Origin of the sequence: Sporosarcina sp. P25, assembly GCF_002743235.1 — a bacterium.
Taxonomy (GTDB): domain Bacteria; phylum Bacillota; class Bacilli; order Bacillales_A; family Planococcaceae; genus Sporosarcina; species Sporosarcina ureae_B.
In genome coordinates, this window is record NZ_PDYV01000017.1 from 1 (window position 1) to 18,146 (window position 18,146).

At 39.0% G+C, this 18,146-nt stretch carries 18 protein-coding genes and 1 rRNA gene; 16 read left to right on the plus strand and 3 right to left on the minus strand.

Translation table 11 applies throughout. The features are described 5' to 3' along the window. Positions 1-90, plus strand: a 5S ribosomal RNA gene (gene rrf / locus CSV70_RS12930); the annotation flags it as partial. A 156-nt stretch (positions 91-246) separates the two neighbouring features. Here the strand turns inward: rrf and CSV70_RS12935 are convergent. Together CSV70_RS12935 and CSV70_RS12940 are read right to left on the minus strand one after the other, a co-directional pair. Then, positions 247-477, minus strand: coding sequence for a hypothetical protein (locus CSV70_RS12935; protein WP_085132290.1), 231 nt, complete (start codon positions 475-477; stop codon positions 247-249). Between the two features lie 224 nt (positions 478-701). Further along, positions 702-1,085 carry a helix-turn-helix domain-containing protein gene (locus tag CSV70_RS12940; protein ID WP_085132291.1) on the minus strand — a complete coding sequence of 128 codons (384 nt, stop codon included), beginning with the start codon at positions 1,083-1,085 and terminating at the stop codon, positions 702-704. A gap of 672 nt (positions 1,086-1,757) precedes the next feature. Between CSV70_RS12940 and CSV70_RS12945 the strand changes: the two genes are divergently transcribed. The 13 genes from CSV70_RS12945 (at position 1,758) to rsmI (ending at position 14,228) form a co-directional block, all read left to right on the plus strand. Continuing rightward, the gene (locus tag CSV70_RS12945) at positions 1,758-1,961 is read left to right on the plus strand and encodes a helix-turn-helix transcriptional regulator (protein ID WP_085132292.1); all 204 of its coding nucleotides are present in this window, start codon (positions 1,758-1,760) and stop codon (positions 1,959-1,961) included. Between the two features lie 67 nt (positions 1,962-2,028). Continuing rightward, on the plus strand, positions 2,029-4,590 hold the full coding sequence (locus CSV70_RS12950) for a winged helix-turn-helix domain-containing protein (RefSeq protein WP_099629287.1): 2,562 nt from the start codon (positions 2,029-2,031) through the stop codon (positions 4,588-4,590). A 35-nt stretch (positions 4,591-4,625) separates the two neighbouring features. Continuing rightward, positions 4,626-6,956 (plus strand): winged helix-turn-helix domain-containing protein, encoded by a 2,331-nt coding sequence (locus tag CSV70_RS12955; protein WP_099629286.1) that lies wholly within the window; start codon positions 4,626-4,628, stop codon positions 6,954-6,956. Positions 6,957-7,109: 153 nt separating this feature from the next. Beyond that, complete coding sequence (locus CSV70_RS12960; RefSeq protein ID WP_099629285.1) at positions 7,110-8,534, plus strand: aminotransferase class I/II-fold pyridoxal phosphate-dependent enzyme; 1,425 nt, start codon at positions 7,110-7,112, stop codon at positions 8,532-8,534. Between the two features lie 15 nt (positions 8,535-8,549). Then, the gene (gene tmk / locus CSV70_RS12965) at positions 8,550-9,191 is read left to right on the plus strand and encodes a dTMP kinase (RefSeq protein ID WP_099629284.1); all 642 of its coding nucleotides are present in this window, start codon (positions 8,550-8,552) and stop codon (positions 9,189-9,191) included. A gap of 53 nt (positions 9,192-9,244) precedes the next feature. Then, positions 9,245-9,574: a cyclic-di-AMP receptor gene (locus CSV70_RS12970; RefSeq protein ID WP_009499399.1), complete on the plus strand. Its 330-nt coding sequence runs from the start codon at positions 9,245-9,247 to the stop codon at positions 9,572-9,574. A gap of 17 nt (positions 9,575-9,591) precedes the next feature. Then, the gene (locus tag CSV70_RS12975) at positions 9,592-10,032 is read left to right on the plus strand and encodes a YaaR family protein (RefSeq protein WP_085132297.1); all 441 of its coding nucleotides are present in this window, start codon (positions 9,592-9,594) and stop codon (positions 10,030-10,032) included. A gap of 68 nt (positions 10,033-10,100) precedes the next feature. Beyond that, a complete protein-coding gene (holB, locus tag CSV70_RS12980) occupies positions 10,101-11,111 on the plus strand; it encodes a DNA polymerase III subunit delta' (protein ID WP_085132298.1) in 1,011 nt (336 codons plus the stop codon). Then, entirely contained in the window at positions 11,104-11,931 is an 828-nt protein-coding gene (locus CSV70_RS12985; protein WP_099629283.1) for a PSP1 domain-containing protein, read from the plus strand. Before holB ends, CSV70_RS12985 begins: the two co-directional genes overlap by 8 nt. Positions 11,932-11,944: 13 nt before the next feature. Further along, positions 11,945-12,304, plus strand: a complete 360-nt coding sequence (gene yabA / locus CSV70_RS12990) for a DNA replication initiation control protein YabA (protein ID WP_085132300.1) — start codon at positions 11,945-11,947, stop codon at positions 12,302-12,304. 55 nt (positions 12,305-12,359) lie between these two features. Further along, positions 12,360-13,103 (plus strand): tRNA1(Val) (adenine(37)-N6)-methyltransferase, encoded by a 744-nt coding sequence (locus tag CSV70_RS12995; protein WP_099629282.1) that lies wholly within the window; start codon positions 12,360-12,362, stop codon positions 13,101-13,103. Next, positions 13,090-13,353 carry a GIY-YIG nuclease family protein gene (locus tag CSV70_RS13000; RefSeq protein ID WP_085132302.1) on the plus strand — a complete coding sequence of 88 codons (264 nt, stop codon included), beginning with the start codon at positions 13,090-13,092 and terminating at the stop codon, positions 13,351-13,353. Before CSV70_RS12995 ends, CSV70_RS13000 begins: the two co-directional genes overlap by 14 nt. Next, positions 13,353-14,228 (plus strand): 16S rRNA (cytidine(1402)-2'-O)-methyltransferase, encoded by an 876-nt coding sequence (gene rsmI / locus CSV70_RS13005; protein WP_099629288.1) that lies wholly within the window; start codon positions 13,353-13,355, stop codon positions 14,226-14,228. The genes CSV70_RS13000 and rsmI overlap by 1 nt, the downstream gene beginning before the upstream one ends. Before the next feature lie 43 nt (positions 14,229-14,271). On the opposite strand, the gene CSV70_RS13010 is transcribed toward rsmI, so the two are convergent. Further along, on the minus strand, positions 14,272-14,547 hold the full coding sequence (locus CSV70_RS13010; RefSeq protein ID WP_029054857.1) for a transition state genes transcriptional regulator AbrB: 276 nt from the start codon (positions 14,545-14,547) through the stop codon (positions 14,272-14,274). 266 nt (positions 14,548-14,813) lie between these two features. Here CSV70_RS13010 and metG point away from each other — a divergent pair, with 266 nt between their 5' ends. Beyond that, complete coding sequence (metG, locus tag CSV70_RS13015) at positions 14,814-16,808, plus strand: methionine--tRNA ligase (RefSeq protein ID WP_099629281.1); 1,995 nt, start codon at positions 14,814-14,816, stop codon at positions 16,806-16,808. 526 nt (positions 16,809-17,334) lie between these two features. After that, a complete protein-coding gene (locus CSV70_RS13020; protein ID WP_085132304.1) occupies positions 17,335-18,102 on the plus strand; it encodes a TatD family hydrolase in 768 nt (255 codons plus the stop codon). Positions 18,103-18,146: the final 44 nt, after the last annotated feature.

The following is an 18,146-nucleotide window of genomic DNA, read 5'->3' on the forward strand; positions in this document are numbered from 1 at the left end:
ACCCGTTCCCATACCGAACACGGAAGTTAAGCTCTTCAGCGCCGATGGTAGTTGGGGGTTTCCCCCTGTGAGAGTAGGACGTTGCTAGGCATGCGAAGCCATTCCCTTTGGGGAGTGGCTTTTTTGTGTTTTATCACAGTAATACTCACTAGACAAATGAGTCAAAAAAAAACAATCCATGTCGGAAAGCCCATGGATTTGATAGCGATTATTTCTATTTAATACAATTCAATTGTAGCCGGATAATCATACGGAGTAGTAAATATCGTCTTCGCTTTCGTAGCGTACATTAATACAGAGCCCATTGTCGCATTGAAATTTAAGTCTAATAATGTCCAGATGACCAGTAAGAATTGAAAATGAATGTCGGTCCTGTTGTACAGGTAAAAGAGAATAATGGATAATATCAAAAATAAGGGAAGACAAATCTTCATAAGAAGTAAAGACATAATATTCATTAACTATATAAGCCGGCATATTGTTCATCTCCTTTTTAACTAGCTTAAAGACTGGATCGACGGGAGAGAGACCATAAATAATTATCCATTTAGCAAGTACCTGAACGCTAATTTCAATAAAGTAAAGGATTTAATTTAATGTGCAAAACCGTAAATAGAAAAATCATTCTACAGTTATTATATAGTAGAATGACAGAGAATACTATTGAGTATTGTTAGTAAAATGAAAGATGGGTGAAAAGATTATTTTTTTAAACTGACCATGGTTTTTACGAAAGCCAATAAAGCATTTTTCTCTAAAGTTGATAGTTGTATGCCATTGTAAGAAACCTTTTCTTCTAATAACTTTTCAAGAGCCATTTCTTTAGTATTTAGTTCGTCTTTTGAAGAAATATATACTTGATCAGACTTATCATTTGGTATAAAGCCGGCCAATATTAGTAGTTCATTCCTATCCACATCTAATGCAGACGCTAATGCACAAATTGATTCACGTGAAGGGTTATATCTTCCTTTTTCCAATGAAGCAATGAAGGAATAGCTAAGATTAGCACGTTCAGCCAAATAACGTAATGTCATTTTTTTTTGTTCTCGGAGTTTCCGCAAGCGTTTCCCAAACTCATTCAATTTCTTCACCCACCTTAATATGTCTAAGTTTGACGTTCTAACTGTATATCTATCATAACCGATACCTTAATAAATATAAAGAAATAGCTAGCAGAGAAATATTCAAAATAGATTTAATAGTGTGTCGTGTCACTTCACATTTATTATTTACCGTAAGTAGGCACAAAGACTAAAATCAAAAATGATTAAAAGTCTATTTTTAATTGGATATTGCAACTAGTGTGGTTGTTTAGCAGATTTATTTCAAATTTCCATAATATTGGCAAGATAATTAACAGATTATATAGACCCTTTTGATAGAAAACAAAGTTTAAGTGTTGACAAAAAAAACATTTAGACATAAAATGTGTTGTAACGCTAAACAAATATTGCGAATTAATTATATAAAGTGTTCTCTGCGTTTAATGGAATGGAAAGTTTCTAGAAAATTTTATTTTAAGAATTTTACTCTATTCTCTAATACGAAAATATTTGTAAAATAAAATATGATTAACTAGTACAAACTACAAGTGATAGTGAGCTTATATACTGGCGACACAATAATTAAGAATATATAGCATTAGGCAAAAAGAATGAAGAGACATATATTACTTATCCAATAGAAATATATTTAATATTAATGACACTACAAATAGACACAAATTATAGAGCAAAAGTGGGGAGTTGGATTAGATGTTTGCCAACAATATAAAAGAGATTAGAAAGAAGATGAATTTAACTCAAGCGGAACTGGCAGAGCAAGTAGGAATCGGTCGTACAGCTTTATCCAAAATAGAAAACGGTGCTTATTATCCAAGTGCTAAAACCATGAAAAAGATTTCGGATGTTCTTAATATGCCGATAGGAGAAATATTTTTCAACTCAGATATTGAGTGAATTGGAAATTATAAATCAGTAGATGTTTAGATAGGTTTTCATGAGTGATAGAAAGGAGTGAAGATCAGTGATCAACAACGGCTCAGATGAAAAGATTAAAATGCCTATTGCTGATAATGAAATTATCGACAGAAGACATATAGATTTGCTTGAAAATAAGAAACTAACGCGATTGACTATTGTACGAGCACCCCTAGGATATGGAAAGTCCATGCTTGTAAGTAAATCAATTGCATATACGAGAGATCATGCGGCGTGGTTGACGCTAGACGAAATGGATAATGATCCCATTCGATTTTGGATTTACGTGATCATGTCAATTGAGAAAAGTGGGACTAAAATTAATGCAGAAAAGTTATTGTCTTTCGTCAAAACAACCCCGCCCTATTCTATGATTATTGATATGTTGTTGGATGAACTCAGTAACCAATCTGGAAGAACCATACTTATTCTGGATGATTATCATAAGGTTGCGAATCAGGCTGTTCATAAAATGATGAATCGCTTCATCGATAATTTACCACATCACGTAAAGGTTTTTATAATAAGTCGTAGTGAAGTACCCCTAATCATTTCTAAATGGAGGATGAAGGGTTGGGTGTACGAGGTTGGTATTGAACAACTTAAATTCCAATTAGATGAAGTACGTGAATTTTACGATAAGCGTTCTCTTAAATCGAGTCATACAATCTTTTATTATCAGCAAGTATTGCGAATTACAGAAGGTTGGCCTCTAGGTATTCAATTGATAAATTTAACTGAATCAGAAGAAGATCCCCAATGGAAAGCGAAAGATTCCTCCATTCTGTCGCCTATCGTGACAAATTACTTACTATTTAAAGCCTTATTCAGTCTCACTCCCTCTGTGCAAGATTTTCTCATTCGTACATCGGTATTGAAATATATAACACCGGAAAGTTGTAATCAGGTATTGAATCGTAAAGATAGTGAAGAAGTATTGAGAGAGATTGAGAAGAGGGGTCTGTTTATCAATCGTTTGAAGGGCAATCAACTAACGTACAGATACCATAATCTTTTTTCAATTGCTCTACAGAATGAAATGCATCAACGTTTTTCGAAAGACTGTATAACAGAAATTTACGGTGAGGTAGCTCACGTTGAGTATGAACAAGGAGATTATGAAACAGGAATCGAGCTAGCGATCGAAGGGAAATTATTTGATGTAGCCGATCGTTGGATAGAAGAGAATCTAGTAAATATCTTTTCATCAAATCAGACTGAGCTGTTCATGCGGTGGGTCATAGTGCTGCGTAAAAATTCTTTTGAACTCCATGTGGAAACGCTTGTAGTATATGCAATCAATCTAGCTATTCAGTATAAAATGGATAAAGCGGAGTCGATTATCAGAGAGCTTGAACGTAGGCATGAAAAAACGAGTTGGAAAGAGAAAGATTCATTTGAAGATGCTTCGCTGATGTTCGACAGTGTAAAAAAGTTTATGTTGTTTACGCGGCATGGAGTGAAAAAGGAAAAAAACTCATATTTACAGGGAAGAATTCATGATTGCTCAATGCCTGCGGATTCCCGATGGAGAAATGTATCGATGATTTACAACCATTTTGAACCACAATTATTAAGAACCAGTTTAGGCAACAGAGGGAAGATAAACTCCATCAAACGACTTCCTACATTTAATAATATCTTGCGAAGTAATATGTTCCTTGCACATAATCTGGCAGAATACAGTCAAGGTATACAAGCTGAAGTTTTCTATGAAATGGATCTATTATTCGAGTCTGAACAATATATGAAAAAAACTATGGATTATACTGATCGTCATAGTGATCCAGGCTTGTCTGTACCGATGTACATTTTACAAGCTAAAATTTATTTGGCAGATGAACAATTTGTCAAAGCTCAGGGCATACTGAACTATGCAATGGAATCAATGGTTAATACTAACTGGCAATGTATTTTAATTACAATGAAGGCACTAGGTTATATTCGAGAAGGATCCTTCGATCGTGCAGAGTTTGAATTAAATAAATTATCCAACTTAATACATCAGCAAGCCGAACCTTGTTTGGAATTCTGGATGCTTGTAAAAGCAAGACTGCATATGATGAAAGGTAATACGCGAAAAGCACTATATTATATTGATCGAGTCACACAAGAAGCTAAAGAAGAATTTCAAATGACAACTATTATCGAGGTGAAAATACTACGGTCAATCTGTATGTGGAGAAACAACAAGAAAAAGTTAGCAATTGATATACTTCATGACGCACTGGAATTGGCAGTTAGATTAGGTTATAAACGCTTGTTTTTAGATGAAAAGGCTTTACATCCAGTGCTGATGAGTTATATAAAAAGTCGAATGAACTTTGAACAACCACAATGGAAAACCGTACCACTTGTTTTTGCCCAGTCGTTACGGACCGATCAAATTATTCGTCCTGTAGCTATTCATCACCATAGTAAACCAAATTTGACTTCCCGCGAGGAAGAGTTGATTAAAGCGCTTGCTGCAGGCTTATCCAACAGGGAAATTGCCGAACAGCTTTTTCTTTCAGAGGGAACTGTAAGAGTGTACTTGTCGAAAGTCTATAAAAAACTCAACGTCAGCTCACGGACTCAAGCAATATTACAGGCCAAGGATTGGCAGTAGACAGGATAACTACTATCGATTAGGAGGTGACTTTCATGATCACGTTGTTAGCCTCAAAAATACAAAAACCTGCCAAACGTGAAGAGTGGATTAGCAGAGAGAATATGGTTACTGTCCAATATGAAGCTGTGCAATCCAAAGTACTATTTATTACTGCTCCAACTGGTTACGGAAAGACGTCATTTTTGTCTCATTGGTCGGACAACTTGGATGAAAACATCGCATGGCTGACAGTCGATGAAACCGACAATGATGCTGTCCAATTTTTTCGATATATCGTCTATACTGTCTACTCGGCATGCAATTTGCTTCCACAAGAGAAACTACAACAAAAGCTTGCCAATGCAGACCGTGACGAACTGGATACGATGTGGGATTTCTACAAAGAACTAGGTAGTGTAATGACAAAACGAGTTCGATTAATTATCGATGACTTTCATCATATTACTGCTCTAGAACTCTTGGAAATGATCCAGTATTTTGTAATGGATTTGCCCGAATCATTGAAAATTTGCTTCGCCAGTCGTCATCTCCCTCCCTTTACACTTGCACTCTGGCAATCTTTATTTACTGTTACTGAAGTCAAAATGCAGCATCTGCGTTTTACGACTGTAGATATGAAAGTGTTTTTGAAAAAACAACCTCAACAGCAGCAATCAGTATGGCAAGAATTCATTCAGACAGAAGGTTGGCCTGCAGGACTACGTAATGTTGTACAGTCACAAGATACATGTGATCTGCAGCATGTTAGCAGGCACCAGCAGTACACTATGAATGTGTTAATGAATGATCTGTGGGATGACTTTTCCAGCTCGGCACAGCATTTCCTATTAGCAACATCCATTCTGAGCACTATGGATCAAAGAGTATGTGACGCACTACTTGGGAATAAAGAAAGTCTGGTTCATTTAAGGGATTTAGAAGGAAAGGGTTTCTTCATAGAGATGGACACACAAAAAAACGCACGTTATCATCCTCTTTTCGCTATAGCTTTACAGCAAAACTTGCAACAAACCTACTCAAGGGAGTTTGTATTCAAGTTGCATAAAAAAGCAGCAGGAATATACTTTCAGCAAGGTGATATTGTGCGTGCAATCACACATGCTTTGTTAGGAAAGGCGTATCCACTTGCTATCACTTGGATGATGAATTACGGCGAAGACATTGTTAGGAATGGAGAAACTTCGACTTTCCTAGCTTGGTGCCACGAATTTGAAGAAGCACATATTCCATTATCTTTAGATCTTCAGTTACTGTATGCTTTTTCTCTTCTTGCCGAGCACCAAGTGGATGCAGCGGATCTTGTCACAAGCAAAATGACAGCACAAGAGAATCGGAAAGAATGGAATGCTTTTATCGTAAGAAGCCAATCTGCTGCCTACGATTATTTCTTAATCAAGTCCTACATCACAATCATTCGAATGGGTGGAGCAACAGAAGTGGGAGAGTGGCTCCAAAAAGGTTTTGATTTACAAGTGCAGAAGCATTCCAAATTGTATTTAATGCCACTTCAGTTCAATAAAACGGAACCTACGTTGTCACGTACGCCATTAGGTTCTTATAAAAAGTCGGCCATCCATGAATACCGAAAATTGCAATTGAAACGTCAATCCTGCCAAAGAAATAAACTTTCTATCGTCGGTTATTATCACGGAATTCAGGCGGAGATATTGTACATGAAAGGTTTAATGAAAGAATCTCGAGAACATCAGGTAGAAGCACTTCTGTCAGCTCATCACTTCCAAGATCCGGGTCTGCTAATTCCTATGTATGTATTGAGTTGTAAGCTACATATGGCAAATGGCGAGATGGAAAAAGCGCATAGAACGTTGCAGAGTGCATTATTATATACAGAAGATCGCTATTGGAAAGATTTTTTATATGCATTTGAAGTATTCATTTACTTGAAACAAGGTTGTCTAGAAGAAGCAGAGATCGTCTTTTTAAAAATACAAGAGTATTTCGTAGAAGATCTTCAACCACACCCATTTGTCACACTCGTAGATGTAAGACTACTGTTGCAGAAAGATCAATGGGAAGATGCGTTAAAGAAAGTATTACATGTGAAAAGTGAAGCGTTACAGGAAGAGCAAATTGAGACATTCATCGAAGCGACAATTTTAGAAAGCTCGTGTTACGCTCATCAAGAACACTGGTTGGAGATGGCCCGGTCTTTACATGAAGCTATGATGTATAGTAAAGAATATGACTATACGCAGTTATTTATTAAGGAAGAGTCGATAGGATGTATGTTGAAGGAATATGTAAGAGTTCGTAAGCAACAACAAGATGTGAACTGGACTCGGGTTCCACATTTCTACGTAGAGCGATTAATTCAGGCATCAAACAACAGAATTTCGTCTTAGAGCTGCTGCCTCACGCTAACAAGAAGTGTCAGTTAAAGCCTATAAGCTGAGTTAACAGCGCGTAAACACTATGATGTGACATGAAAAGCGATACTCCCTTAGTCAGGAGTGTCGCTTTTTGCTATACTAAATGAAAGTAAAGGAGTGCGTATGATGAAGTATCAAGATCGTCCACTTGTGCAGGCATTGGAGAATTTCCATAATAGGAAACCCGTTTCATTCCATGTACCCGGACATAAAGGTGGCGCATTATCTGATTTGCCGGCAGCTGTACGCCAAGCACTTGTCTATGACCTGACGGAACTGACAGGACTTGATGACTTACATGAACCGACAGGAGCGATTAAAGAAGCAGAAGACAAGTTGGCGCGTCTTTATGAAAGTGAACGGAGTTTCTTTCTGGTGAATGGTTCGACTGTAGGGAACCTGGCTATGCTGTATGCGACAGTTCAGCCGGGAGACTTGGTAATTGTGCAACGTAATGCACATAAATCGATATTCAATGCGCTGGAACTGACAGGTGCGAATCCAGTGTTTCTATCTCCGGATTGGGATGAACAGACGCAGACGGCTGGAACGGTATCATTGAAGTCTGTAAATGAAGCACTCAAGCAGTATCCGAATGTGAAAGCGGCTGTTCTCACCACACCTACTTATTACGGATTAATAAATAAAGATTTAAAACAGATTGTAGAAGTATGTCATAGCCACAGTATACCGATTCTCATTGATGAAGCGCATGGTGCACATTTTATAGTAAATGATGCATTTCCCAAGAGTGCACTTGAACTCGGAGCAGATCTGGTCGTTCAGTCTGCGCATAAAACTTTACCCGCCATGACGATGGCTTCTTTTTTACATGTTCGATCGAAATTTGTGAAGGGGGAAAGAGTAGCACATTTTCTCCAGATGCTACAGTCGAGCAGTCCATCCTATTTATTGATGGCCTCTTTGGATGATGCAAGGTATTATGCAGAGACGTATAGTGAAGATCACTATAAAAGCTTTCAAATATACCGAAATAATTTAATTCAAGGTCTGTGTAATATAGAGTGCGTCGAAGTGGTGGAGACTGACGATAAACTAAAGTTGCTGATCCGTGCTACAGGTCATACGGGATACGCCTTGCAGGAAGCATTGGAGCAGCAGGGAATTTATTCAGAATTGGCGGATGTGTATCAAGTGTTGTTTGTATTGCCCTTGGTGAAGGCGGGGGATGAAGAACGATGCGCTGACATAATTGGAAAATTTAAACGAGCGATGGACTGTGTAACGGTGAAAAAAGCTACTTCAATACGGGTCAACAACTTTTTATCGATCAGTTCTCCGTCATCGGTAGTATATACAGCAACTCAGCTTCATATGATGGATACGGAGTGGATACATATCCAGTTAGCAACGGGAAAAGTAGCAGCAGATGCGATTATTCCATATCCACCCGGTATACCTCTTTTATGTGCTGGAGAACGTATTAGCCAAGAGCACACCGAACAAATACAAGATCTTTTAATGGCTGGCTGTAGATTTCAAGGAGCAATCAATATGGAGACGAAAAAAGTAAAAGTAGTTCTGGAATAGATAGGGGATAAGAAGATGGCAGGATTATTTATTAGTTTTGAAGGGCCGGAAGGGGCTGGTAAGACGACCGTATTGCAAGAAATTGCAGAACGCCTAAAGGCACAAGGGCAAGATGTGGTCATGACACGAGAACCAGGTGGTATTCCTATTGCAGAAAAAATTCGTGAAGTCATCTTGGATTCAAATCACAGTGCGATGGACGGCAAGACGGAAGCATTGTTGTATGCAGCCGCGCGCAGACAACATTTAGTAGAGAAAATTATACCTGCACTAAAGCAGAACAAAATTGTATTATGCGATCGTTTCATTGACAGTTCATTGGCATATCAAGGATTTGCACGTGATTTAGGCATTGATGAAGTACTGGCAATCAACTTGTTCGCGATTGAGGAATATATGCCGGATTGCACAATTTTCTTCGATGTGCCGCCTGAAGTAGGACTAGCCCGAATATGGAGAGATAAAGACCGTGAACAAAACCGTCTGGATTTAGAAAAAGTGGAATTTCATGAGCAAGTGTACAAAGGTTATCAAGAAGTGATGCTACGGGATGAAGGGCGAATCCGAGTGGTAGACGCTCAACAATTACCAGCACAAGTGGTTGAAAATGTTTGGCAAATTGTAAGTTCAGAAGTCAACTTACATAAGAATTCGTGATATAATAAAGAAGATATATGTTTTTATGAGAAATCGGAAAAGGGGAGAGTACATTGAAACTGATTGTAGCAGTGGTACAGGACCAGGACAGTAACCGATTATCTTCCGCATTGACTAAAAGTGATTTTCGGAACACAAAATTAGCCAGTACAGGTGGATTTCTTCGCGCAGGTAACACAACATTTCTAATGGGTGTGGAAGATGAGTTAGTCTCCAAGGCACTGGATTTAATTCGTGATAATTGCCGTTCTCGGGATCAAATGGTCGCACCAGTTTCACCAATGGGCGGTAATGCGGATTCATATATTCCGTATCCAATTGAAGTAGAAGTAGGCGGAGCTACTGTATTTGTCTTGCCAATTGAACAGTTCCACCATTTTTGATTTAGAGGTGAATGCTGATGAAAGTCAATGGTGAATACCGTACAGGGATGGATAAGTTATCGCCTGATCCACTTCGGCATGCACAAAGTAATGCCAAGTTTGGACAAATGGTAGAAAAACAAGGATCGCGTCTGCAAGGAGAACAGATCGCACGGTTATTTGGGGATATCTCAAGTGCTGGAGATCGTCTCGCGAGGTCTCGAAATTTACGTGACATGGCAAAATATAAGATGTTGATCAAACGCTTTTTGAAAGAAGCAGTAGATTCAGGTATTGAGTTAACACAATCTCATACATGGAACCAATTTGGTGAAGGTCGCCGGTTGAATCTTGTCCAAACAATAGATGAAAAACTAATGGCGTTGACGGAAGCGCTGTTGGATGAAGAAGAATCATCCATTGATTTACTTGCCAAAATAGGTGAAATCAAAGGTCTTCTGATCAATTTATATACGTGATCCCGTGCCGCACTTACATGTAGCACGGTTTTTTTTGCAACAACTTTACTAACTAAGGAGGAGCTTGCATGTCACAGAAGTTGCACGACCATGCATTGCAGTCTCAGAAACCAGTTATCGATAAATTAACTATGATTCACAAAAGACAGCGTATAGGACATGCTTATATATTTGACGGTTCAAATGGTGCAGGCAAAGAAGCGGTTGCGCAATATTTTACGAAATTGCTATTATGCATGAATCCAAAAGAAAATGTTCCATGTGAAACATGTCATTCGTGCAAACGTATAGAATCGGGTAATCATCCGAACGTAGTATGGATTAGACCGGATGGACAGGATATCAAAAAGGATCAAATGTCTGAATTGATTATGAAGATGACGAAAAAAGGGTATGAAGAAGGACGGAAAGTATATGTAATGGTTCATGCGGAAAGAATGAATATTTCCGCAGCCAATACATTGCTGAAATTTCTTGAAGAACCTGAAGGAAGTGTTACAGCTATCTTGCTTACGGATTCCTATACATCCATTTTGCCGACGATTCAATCACGTTGTCAGCGTATTTCACTTCAGCCGATGAATCGCCAAAATAGTATTGAAAGTCTCGTGGAAAAAGGAGTTACAGTTTCTATGGCATCCACTGTAACGATGATGACAGCAAATGTCGAAGTGGCTTATGAGATGGCCCAAGAAGATTCCTTTGTACAGAGACGGAAATTAGTGTTAAAATTAGTAGAAGCAATCGAACAGCGATCTCCAGGAGAGGCATTGCTGTTCATTCAGACGGATTGGATGCCTTTCATGAAGGAAAAAAGTGATTGTGAACAAGGGCTTGATTTGCTTCTCTTCGCATACCGTGATATTGTGGCGATAAAAGCGGGTTTGCAGTCGACTATATCCTATCCCGATCAATTAGAAGTTTTCACGGGACACTCTGTCAAAAACGCATATAGCAGTTTAACTGTTAAAATAGATGCCGTCTTGCAGGCGAAAAAACGATTGCATCAAAATATGAATCGTACGCTTTTACTAGAACAATTGGTGCTTACTATGCAGGAGGGGTTATTGTTTGTTTAAAGTCATAGGCGTCCGCTTTAAAAAGGCGGGGAAATTATATTATTTTGATTCCTTGGATATGCCAATTGAAATTGGCGACTATGTCATTGTGGAAACCGCAAGAGGCGTAGAGTACGGTAAAGTAGCCAGTCGAAGTAATGAAATAGATGATGAAGATGTCGTCCTGCCACTGAAAAAGATCATTCGTCTTGCAGATGATGGTGATCGTGAACGTGTGAAAGAGAATGAGCAAGAGGCAAATGAAGCGTTTGATGTCTGCGCTGAAAAAATCATAGAACATCAATTAGATATGCGTTTAGTAGATGTAGAATATACATTTGACCGTAATAAAATTGTCTTTTACTTTACTGCTGAAGGTCGCGTGGACTTCCGCAATCTAGTAAAGGATCTTGCTGCGATTTTCCGGACGAGAATCGAATTGCGCCAAATCGGTGTACGTGATGAAGCGAAAATGCTAGGTGGGATTGGTCCATGTGGTAGAATGCTTTGCTGTTCAACATTTTTAGGAGATTTTGAGCCGGTATCCATTAAGATGGCAAAAGATCAAAACCTTTCACTGAACCCATCGAAGATTTCAGGTCTATGCGGTCGCTTGATGTGTTGCTTGAAGTATGAAAATGATGAATATGAAGAAGCGAAAGCGCTAATGCCCGATCTTGGTAAACAAGTAGTGACACAAGATGGAGTAGGAAAGGTAGTCGGACTGAACTTATTGGAGCGTGTGCTTCAAGTGAATATGCCGGCATTTGAACGAGTAGTGGAATATGCGTGGAGTGAGATTGAGGATTTACAGAAAGAAACAGCTCAATTGACTAAATGATGAGGTGGAACAGTTGAAAGAAGTGAACTTCCTTGACAGGGTAATGGATTTTGAACAACAGTTGGATTCTATGCAAAAACAATTCAGGGAACTTATTGGATTTGTTGCAGAGATGACTGAAGAAAACCACTCGCTTCGTCTGGAAAACCATCATCTACGAACGCGACTCGATGAAATCGATAAGATTACACAAGAAATAGAAGAGGCCGCGCGTGATGAACGTCCAAAGAAGCTTGACGTGGGCGAAGGCGTAGACAATCTAGCTCGTTTGTACAATGAAGGTTTCCATGTGTGCAATGTCCACTATGGCAGTAGCCGTAAAGGCGAAGATTGTCTATTCTGCCTGTCATTCTTAAATAAACAGAACGGTTGAGAGGTCAATTCCTATTTTTAGGTATTGGCTTTTTCTTTTGATTAAAGGAGTGTAGATTGTGAACCTAGAAAGTGATGAACGACTAGACTATTTATTAGCGGAGGACTTACGCATCATTCAAAGTCCTTCTGTTTTTTCCTTTTCCCTAGATGCAGTGTTGTTGGCTCGTTTTGCCTATATGCCGATCCGTGGAGGAAAGGTTGTAGATTTGTGCACAGGTAACGGTGTAATCCCTTTGTTTATGAGTGCTCGGACGAAAGGTGAAATCATCGGTATTGAATTGCAAGAACGTTTAGCGGATATGGCACAAAGAAGTATAGCGCTAAACGGTTTGGAAGGACAGATTACCATTGAAAACGGGAACGTCATAGGTATTGCAAAAAAAATCGGTTATGAGTTATATGATACCGTCACATGCAATCCGCCTTATTTCCCGGCAAATGATGCAAGTGCTAGAAATAAAAGTGAGTATTATACGATTGCTAGGCATGAAGTGGAGCTTACACTTGATCAAGCAGTAAAGTCTGCAAGTGAATTATTGAAACAAGGTGGAAAAGCTGCTTTTGTCCACCGTCCCGGTAGACTCCTAGACATCATCACATCCATGAGACAGTATCGACTAGAACCGAAGCGTATTCGTTTTGTTTATCCGAAAGAAGGGAAAGAAGCGAATACACTATTGATCGAGGCAATTAAGGATGGAAAACCTGATCTTAAAATTCTTCCTCCTTTATATGTCTATCGAGAAAACGGAGAGTATACAGAAGAAGTGAGGCAGTTATTGTATGGAGAAGAATGAACATTTCTTCTATGTGCTGACATGTAATGATGGATCATACTATGCTGGATATACGAATGACTTAGAACGCCGCTTGCGTGTACATAATGAAGGAAAAGGTGCAAAGTATACGAGAGGACGTCTGCCTGTAAAGTACATTTATCAAGAATCATTTGAAACACAGCGACAAGCGATGCAAGCAGAATATCAGTTTAAGCAATTAACCCGAAAACAAAAAGAACACTATATAAAAAAGGAGCGGTCCACATGATTACGTCACAAAAGAGTGCCGAAGCAACAGAGTTCGGAAAATTGTTCATCGTAGGCACACCAATCGGCAACCTCGAAGATATGACATACCGTGCAGTCCGGATCTTACAGGAAGCAGATTATATTGCGGCGGAGGATACGCGTAATACGATTAAATTATGTAATCATTTTGAGATTAACACACAAATGATCAGCTATCACGAGCATAATACGCGTGTGGCGGGAGAAAAAATTATAGAACTCCTTCAAGAAGGGAAGGATATTGCCATTGTCAGTGATGCGGGAATGCCGTGTATTTCAGATCCCGGTGCAGATCTCGTGGAATTGGCGATTGAAAAAGGAATTGCTGTCGTTCCCGTGCCGGGACCGAATGCAGCTATTACAGCATTAGTTGCTTCAGGTATTACACCGCAACCATTTCTGTTTTTCGGATTTCTATCGCGTCAAAAGAAGGAATCAAAAAAACAGCTTGAGAAATTACAGCACTATGAAGAAACATTGTTATTTTACGAAGCCCCACATCGTTTAAAACAAACATTGCGCGGTTTAGGAGAACAATTTGGAGATGAACGGAAGATTGTGATGGCCCGTGAATTGACGAAGCGGTTTGAAGAGTTCTTAAGAGGAACGATTGCAGAAGCAATTGAGTGGGCAGAATCCAATGAAATCAGAGGGGAGTTCTGTTTGGTTGTGGAAGGTAATCAAAACGTGCAACTCGAAATCGCGACTGCCTGGTGGACAGATTTATCGATTAAACAGCATGTCGAGCAGATAATAGAAGAAAAGGAAGTTCGTTCGAAAGATGCAATCAAGGAAGTGGCAGATGTTCGTGAGTTGAGTAAACGAGATGTTTATCAGGCATATCACGTGGATTAAGACGAAAAAACCTGAACGTATACATGTTCAGGTTTTTTGTCAATCAATTGATTTTGTTTTGAATTTCATCCATCAATTGCTTTGCACCTTCAGGGCTCAAAATTAATTTACCATCGATCAAACGAAGGTTATCGTCCGATACTTCTCCTGTAATAGAACATGTCATATTAGGCATGTACTTTTTCAAGATAATTTTATCGTCGTCCACGTATATTTCTAACGCGTCTTTTTGCTCGATACCGAGCGTACGACGAAGTTCAATCGGGATCACAACACGGCCTAGCTCATCAACTTTTCTTACAATTCCAGTAGACTTCATGGAAAGAATTCCTCCTACACTCCAAATTTAACATTCGTCAAAATTCGACATGATTCTCTTGTCTGTTAAATATCATACCAACACTTCCAATAATCGTCAATCATCATAACTCAAATAAACACTATTAATTTTTATTAATTATTTGACAGGTAAAAAATGAGAGACGTTGTAAGTATGGGAATTGTCGTCAATGAGCAAGCTAAAAGAAGTTATAAAAGTATAAGCTTCAGAGGAGAACATGGCACTTTTGTGTAACATCCTATAAAATGAAAATATACATTAATTATTTGGAGGAATTACGCGTGGAGAATCAATCAAAAACATTTTATATCACAACACCTATTTATTATCCAAGTGGAAAATTTCACATAGGAACTGCATACACGACAATTGCATCAGATGCAATGGCGCGATATAAGCGTTTACGTGGATACGATGTCAGATTTCTAACTGGAATGGACGAACATGGCCAGAAGATTCAGGAAAAGGCAGAAGAGGAAGGTCTATCTCCAATTAAATATGTCGATGGCATTGCGGACATCGCGAAAGATTTATGGAAACTGATGGATATTTCTTATGATGATTTGATCCGTACAACAGAAGACCGTCATAAGACCATCGTTGAAAAGATATTTAAGAAGTTCCTTGATAATGGAGATATCTATAAAGGAAAGTATGAAGGATGGAAATGTGTTCCGTGTGAATCGTATTTTACCGAGTCGCAACTGGTAGATGGAAACTGTCCAGACTGTGGTCGTCCGGTTCACCGAGTAGAAGAAGAGTCATACTTCTTCAATATGAAAAAGTATGCAGACCGTCTACTTACCTATTATGAAGAGAATCCTACATTCATTGAACCGGAATCACGCAAAAATGAAATGATCAATAACTTCATTAAACCAGGACTTGAAGATTTATCTGTTTCCCGTATGTCATTTGACTGGGGAATTAAAGTGCCTGGAGATCCAAAACATGTTATTTACGTCTGGGTTGATGCATTGACGAATTACATTACGTCACTTGGTTATATGTCTGATGACGAGTCTTTATTCAATAAATACTGGCCTGCGGACGTTCACGTTGTGGGGAAAGATATCGTTCGTTTCCATACAATTTATTGGCCAATCTTCTTGATGGCACTCGATTTGCCATTACCGAAGAAAGTATTTGCACATGGTTTCATCATGATGAAAGACGGTAAGATGTCGAAATCTAAAGGCAATGTAGTTTATCCGGAAATGCTTGTTGAACGCTATGGTCTTGATGCTACGCGTTACTTCCTACTTCGTGAATTACCATTTGGTCAAGACGGCGTATTTTCACCGGAAGCATTTGTCGAACGTATTAATTATGACTTGGCGAATGACTTAGGAAACTTATTGAACCGAACGATCTCTATGATCAATAAATACTTCGATGGTGAAGTTCTGACAGAAGGTCTTGTACCGACTGAATTTGATGCGTCATTACGCGATATGATTCAGCATACAGTGAAAAAATACGAGACCTCTATGGAGAAAATGCAATTCAGTGTCGTTCTCTCCGATGTGTGGGCATTAATTTCTCGTACAAATAAATATATTGATGAAACATCTCCATGGGTATTGGCGAAATCAGAAGAAGATCGCATGAAATTAGCGTCAGTCATGTATCACTTGGCATTATCCCTTCATCATACAGCGGTACTCTTGCAGCCGTTCATGACAAATGCACCGAAACAAATGATAGAACAACTAGGTCTATCTGATGATTCATTAGGTTGGAGTACATTACATGAAGGCTATGCAATTCCTTCGGGCACAACTGTTATCAATAAAGGTGTTCCCATCTTCCCGCGTCTGGAGACAGAAGTAGAAGTCGAGTACATTCGTCAGCAAATGGCGATCACGGCACCTGCTGAAGTAGAAGACCAGGTGGAGGAAATGAAAGAAGAAACAAATGAAATCACATTCGACGCATTCATGAACGTAGACATGCGTGTAGGCACTGTCACAGCGTGTGAAAAAATGCCAAAAGCCGACAAACTATTAAAGCTACAGGTGGACTTAGGCTATGAGCAGCGTCAAGTAGTGTCTGGCATTGCGCAACATTACAGTGCTGAGGATGTAGTAGGTATGAAAGTAATCGTCGTTGCGAATTTGAAGCCAGTTAAACTACGTGGTGAATTATCACAAGGTATGATTTTAGCAGGCGAAAAAGACGGTGTGCTAAAACTTGCTACTGTTGATCCGGCATTAGAGAATGGAGCACAAGTAAAATAATTGGTCATGTAAATAAAGCTGTCAGTAGAGGTCAGAATCAATGACTTCTGTTGGCAGTTTTTTTGTTTAGGTATCAATTAGGTGGTTGAAGAGTAGGATGCGGAGTTATGTAGTTGCGCATGAGGGATTATTGCTTGTTATGTAAAGGTTTGGCGACTTGGTAGGAAAGAGGCGGTATTAAACAGTTGTTCTGCTAGAAAGCTTACGCGACATGTCTAGTTATAGAAAATGAAGAAGTATATACTTTTTCCGTGTCCTTTTCTTAGTCCAAACATCAAATGCAACGTCCTTTACCCTAGAAAATGATATACCACTTTGCTTAACTTTATGTCGCACATGTTACAACAAACCTATAAATACTAAAAGTTTACCGGATCCTCGCTAATGCTTGAGCATGTCTAGCGGTAAAGCGTTTCGAAGCGCGTAGACGGAATAAACAAACTATTTGTTACACAACTGTAATACAAATGAGATGAAAGACACAATCAAAGACAATAGAATAGAAAACAGTGTTAGGAGAGATACTATGTTTATTGATACACATGTTCATTTAAATGCAGATCAATACGAAGAAGACGTGGAAGAAGTCATTCAACGTGCTATTGATGCAAACGTAGAAAAAATGATCGTAGTTGGGTTTGATACAAAAACTATCAACAAAGCTATGGAATTAGTAGAAAAATACACATTCATCTATGGTGTTATTGGTTGGCACCCTGTCGATGCAATAGATTGCACTGATAGCGATCTACAATGGATCAAAGAGTTGTCAGCCCATCCGAAAGTCGTCGGCATTGGAGAAACCGGTCTCGATTACCACTGGGATAAATCACCGAAAGATATACAGCAAGAGTTGTTCCGTAAACAGATACAACTGGCAAAAGAAGTAGAACTGCCAATCATCATTCATAATCGCGACGCAACAGGTGATGTAGTCCGTATTCTGCAAGAAGAAAATGCAGCGGAAGTTGGCGGGATTATGCATTGTTACAGCGGTAGTGTTGAAACAGCAAAACAATGTATAGAAATGAATTTTCTTATCTCGCTAGGCGGACCTGTAACATTTAAGAATGCTAGAATGCCAAAAGAAGTAGCAACAACTATTTCCCTAGACAAACTACTGATCGAAACGGATGCACCATATTTAGCGCCACATCCTTATCGGGGGAAACGCAACGAACCTTCTTATGTCACATTAGTGGCGGAAGAAATCGCAAGGTTGAAAGAAGTGTCGGTTGAGGAAGTAGCAAAGCAAACGACTGCAAATGCATTACAACTGTTTAAGATTACGTGAACGACTTATGGCAATTATTTGTCTAACGGATCTGAAATGTCTTA

Excerpts from the sequence above, each read along its gene's own strand:
- CSV70_RS12955 (WP_099629286.1), top strand. The coding sequence starts at position 4,626 with ATGATCACGTTGTTAGCCTCAAAAATACAAAAACCTGCCAAACGTGAA.
- CSV70_RS12945 (WP_085132292.1), top strand. The coding sequence starts at position 1,758 with ATGTTTGCCAACAATATAAAAGAGATTAGAAAGAAGATGAATTTAACT.
- CSV70_RS13020 (WP_085132304.1), top strand. The coding sequence starts at position 17,335 with ATGTTTATTGATACACATGTTCATTTAAATGCAGATCAATACGAAGAA.
- metG (WP_099629281.1), top strand. The coding sequence starts at position 14,814 with ATGAAAATATACATTAATTATTTGGAGGAATTACGCGTGGAGAATCAA.
- holB (WP_085132298.1), top strand. The coding sequence starts at position 10,101 with ATGTCACAGAAGTTGCACGACCATGCATTGCAGTCTCAGAAACCAGTT.
- tmk (WP_099629284.1), top strand. The coding sequence starts at position 8,550 with ATGGCAGGATTATTTATTAGTTTTGAAGGGCCGGAAGGGGCTGGTAAG.
- CSV70_RS12935 (WP_085132290.1), bottom strand. The coding sequence starts at position 477 with ATGCCGGCTTATATAGTTAATGAATATTATGTCTTTACTTCTTATGAA.
- CSV70_RS12975 (WP_085132297.1), top strand. The coding sequence starts at position 9,592 with ATGAAAGTCAATGGTGAATACCGTACAGGGATGGATAAGTTATCGCCT.
- CSV70_RS13000 (WP_085132302.1), top strand. The coding sequence starts at position 13,090 with ATGGAGAAGAATGAACATTTCTTCTATGTGCTGACATGTAATGATGGA.
- CSV70_RS13010 (WP_029054857.1), bottom strand. The coding sequence starts at position 14,547 with ATGAAGTCTACTGGAATTGTAAGAAAAGTTGATGAGCTAGGCCGTGTT.
- CSV70_RS12960 (WP_099629285.1), top strand. The coding sequence starts at position 7,110 with ATGAAGTATCAAGATCGTCCACTTGTGCAGGCATTGGAGAATTTCCAT.